A 3,665-nucleotide genomic window follows, 5' to 3' on the forward strand; every position below is an offset into this window, starting at 1 on the left:
CGCCGGCGTCGAACTCGTGGGCGAAACCGGCGCCGCGCTCGAGCGCATCGCCCGGCAGGTCTCGGCGCTCAACGGCCTGATCGTCGACATCGCGGCCTCGTCGGAAGAACAGTCGACCGGGCTCGCCGAGGTCAACACCGCCGTCAACCAGATGGATCAGGTGACCCAGCAAAACGCCGCCATGGTCGAGCAGACCACCGCGGCCAGCCACGGCATGTCGTCCGAAGCTGCGACCCTGGCGCAGTTGCTCAGCCGGTTCCGCATCGCCGCCGGCGCAAACGTGGTGCGGCTGCCCGCAAAGGTCGCCTGAACCACGCGGGGGCCGCTCGCCGCCCGGCGGAAAGCCCGCCGGGTGCCGCCCTCACGCGTGGATCAGCGTGCCGATGCCGCCTTCGGTGAACAGTTCCAGCAGGCAGGCATGGGGCACGCGGCCATCGACGATCGTCGCCCCCTTCACGCCCTGCCGCACCGCCTCGATGCAGGTTTCGACCTTCGGAATCATCCCGCCGGAAATCGTCCCGTCGGCGCGCAGCGCCTCGACCTCGGCGATGCTGAGATCGGGAATGAGCTTGCCGTTGCGGTCGAGCACGCCGGCGACATCGGTCAGCATCAGCAGCCGGTTGGCGCCGAGCGCGCCGGCAATGGCGCCCGCCACCGTATCGGCGTTGATGTTGTAGGTCGCGCCATCCGCGCCGACGCCGACGGGGGCGACGACGGGGATGAGCCCGGCGCCGGTCAGCGCATGGATCACCCGGACATCGACATGCTCCGGCTCGCCGACGAAGCCGAGATCGAGCGCGCGCTCGATCGCGCCCTCGGGGTCGCGCCTCGTCCGCGTCAGCTTGCGCGCGCGGATCAGCCCGCCATCCTTGCCGCAGATGCCGACGGCCAGCGCGCCGGCCCGGTTGATCAGCCCGGCGACCATCTTGTTGACGGTGCCGGCGAGGACCATCTCGACCACCTCGACCATCGCCGCGTCGGTCACCCGCAGGCCATCGACGAAGGTGGACTGGATCGCCAGCCGCTTGAGCATCGCGTTGATCTGCGGCCCGCCGCCATGCACCACCACGGGATTGATGCCGACCTGCTTGAGCAGGGCGATGTCGCGCCCGAATTCCTCGGCGAGCGTTTCCTCGCCCATGGCGTGGCCGCCATATTTCACCACGATCGTCGCCCCGGCATAGCGGCGCAGATAGGGCAGAGCGAGGGCGACGATGCGGGCCTGTTCGGCGGCGTCGGCGTGGCGGTCGGAAATCGTCATGACGGCAGGATCTTTCCTTGCTTTTCCGGCGGTCCAGAGCGTCACCCGACCGGATGGGGTCATCTGGTCGGATAAAGATGCTCTAATTTTCAATACGATAGAGCACTGCATCCGATCCGGCAGGATCGGAAAGTGCTCTATGGAACCGGGCGCGGGCGGTCAAGCCAGCAGGCCGTGGATCACCGCGCGCAGTTCGGCAATACCGGCGCCGGTTTCGCCGGAGGTGACGAGCACCTCGTTCAGCGCCGCCGGATGCCGCCGGGCGATCGCCCCGATCGAGGCGAGCTTGCTGGCGAGGGCCTCGGGTTTCATCTTGTCGGCCTTGGTCAGCACGACCTGGAAGGACACCGCCGCCTGGTCGAGCAGTTCCATCACCGCGTGGTCGGCCGGCTTGTCCTCGATCCGCGCGTCCATCAGCAGCAGGACGCGGCGCAGGTTGGGCCGGCCGCGCAGGTAGCGGAACATCAGGCCCTGCCAGTCCCGCTTCACCGCCTTGGGGGCGGCGGCGTAGCCATAGCCCGGCATGTCGACGATGGTCAGCGGTCCGTCGCCGATGCGGAAGAAGTTGAGCTGGCGCGTGCGCCCCGGCGCCTGGGCGACGCGGGCGAGCGCCACCTGGCCGGTGATCGCGTTGATCAGCGTCGACTTGCCGACATTCGAACGGCCGGCGAGGGCGATCTCGATGCCTTCCGGCTCCGGCAGGCCCTCGGCGGTCTGCGCGGCATGGAAGAACCGCGCCCCGCGGGCGAAGAGTTTCCGCCCTTCCTCGATCGGGTCGGTCTCTTCCATGGCGCCGCGCTCAACCCTTGGCGTTGAGGTTGGCGGCGGCGCGCGGGGCGGCGTTGGTGCCGCGCATGATCGTCCATTGCTGCAGGATCGTGAGCGTGTTGTTCACGCAGTAATACAGCACCAGCCCCGCGGCGAAGCGGCCGAGCATGAAGGTGAAGATCACCGGCATGAACTGCATCATCTTCGCCTGGGTCGGGTCCGGCGGCGGCGGATTCAGCCGCTGCTGACCCCACATCGTGATGCCCATGATGATCGGCAGGATGCCGAGATGCAGGAAGGGCGACAGCGCGCTCGGGTGGAACGGCAGCAGGCCGAAGAGATTGAAGATGTTGGTCGGGTCCTCGGCCGAGAGGTCGTGGATCCACAGCACGAAGGGCGCGTGGCGCATGCCGATCGAGATGAAGATGACCTTGTAGAGCGAGAAGAAGATCGGGATCTGCGGCAGCATCGGCAGGCAGCCGGCGGCGGGGTTGACGCCTTCGGCCTTGTAGAGCGCCATGATCTCCTTCTGCTGCTGCATCTGGTCGTCCTTGTAGCGCTCGCGCAGCGCCTGGACCTTCGGGGTGATCGCGCGCATCCGCGCCATCGAGCGGTAGGAGGTGCGGACCAGCGGGAACAGCACCAGCTTCAGCCCGATGGTGAAGACGATGATCGCCACCCCCATGTTGCCGAACACGCCGGCGAGATAGTCGAGCGCGATGAAGATCGGCTTGGTGAGGAAGAAGAACCAGCCGAAATCGATCGCGCGTTCGAACAGCGGGATGCGGTATTGCGTTTCGTAGTGGCTCAGGATGCTCAGCACCTTGGCGCCGGCGAAGACGTGGGTCGTGGTCGACGCGGTGGCGCCGGGGGCGGCATCGACGGGCTTCGCGGTCATGTAGTCGACCTGGTATCCGCCGTGCTCCGGCTGGCCGGGATCCGCGAGGTAGCGATAGGCGCCGATCACCTCGCGGCCCTGGCTCGGGATGAGCGCGGTCAGCCAGTATTTGCCGGTGATGCCGGCCCAGCCGCCGAGATTGGTCGTCTGATACGCGGTGCCGGGCGCATCGCCGGCGGCGGGATGCTTCCCGCCCGACTTCACGCCCTCATAGCCCATCTCGTGCAGCGTGCCGTGAAAGACGCCGATGGGCCCCTTGTGGAGGGTGAACGAGCCCGGCTCCTCCGGCAGGAAGTCGCGGCGGATGCGCGACCAGGGATAGGCCTCGACCGCCGCCGCGCCGTGATTGATCACGCGCTGCTGGACCGTGAAGAGATACTGGCGGTCGACCGCAAGCTTGAGTTCGAAGGTCACGCCGGCGCCGTTGTTCCATGACAGCGTCACCGGGTGGGCGGGCGAGAGGTCCCCGCCGGAGCTGGTCCACACCGTATCGGGACCGGGCACCTTGAGGGAGCTGCCGGGTGCTGCATCCCAGCCGAACTGGACGTAATAGGATTTCGCCGTGCCGGCCTGCGAGAGCAGCTGCACGAGCGGCGACGTCTTCTTGACCGTCTGGTGATAGCGGGTGAGCACGAGGTCATCCAGCCGGGCGCCGACCAGGCTCATCGATCCGCGCAGCAGCGGGGTCGAGATCGCGAGGCGCGGGCCGGCGGGTATCTTCGCCGCGACGCCGCCCGG

4 protein-coding genes are annotated in these 3,665 nt (G+C 67.9%); 1 reads left to right on the forward strand and 3 read right to left on the reverse strand.

What is annotated here, in order from left to right; all coding sequences use genetic code 11:
• Positions 1-310: methyl-accepting chemotaxis protein (locus APM_RS11720; protein WP_007423592.1), on the forward strand; the 310-nt coding region annotated here is incomplete at its 5' end.
• Positions 311-361: 51 nt separating this feature from the next.
• Here the strand turns inward: APM_RS11720 and argB are convergent.
• From argB to yidC, 3 genes are all read right to left on the reverse strand, one after another.
• Complete coding sequence (gene argB, locus APM_RS11725; protein WP_192826795.1) at positions 362-1,261, reverse strand: acetylglutamate kinase; 900 nt, start codon at positions 1,259-1,261, stop codon at positions 362-364.
• Between the two features lie 159 nt (positions 1,262-1,420).
• Positions 1,421-2,050, reverse strand: a complete 630-nt coding sequence (gene yihA / locus APM_RS11730; RefSeq protein WP_007423594.1) for a ribosome biogenesis GTP-binding protein YihA/YsxC — start codon at positions 2,048-2,050, stop codon at positions 1,421-1,423.
• A 10-nt stretch (positions 2,051-2,060) separates the two neighbouring features.
• Positions 2,061-3,665: membrane protein insertase YidC (gene yidC / locus APM_RS11735; protein ID WP_007423595.1), on the reverse strand; the 1,605-nt coding region annotated here is incomplete at its 5' end.

Origin of the sequence: Acidiphilium sp. PM (assembly GCF_000219295.1) — a bacterium.
Classification (GTDB): Bacteria; Pseudomonadota; Alphaproteobacteria; order Acetobacterales; family Acetobacteraceae; genus Acidiphilium; species Acidiphilium multivorum.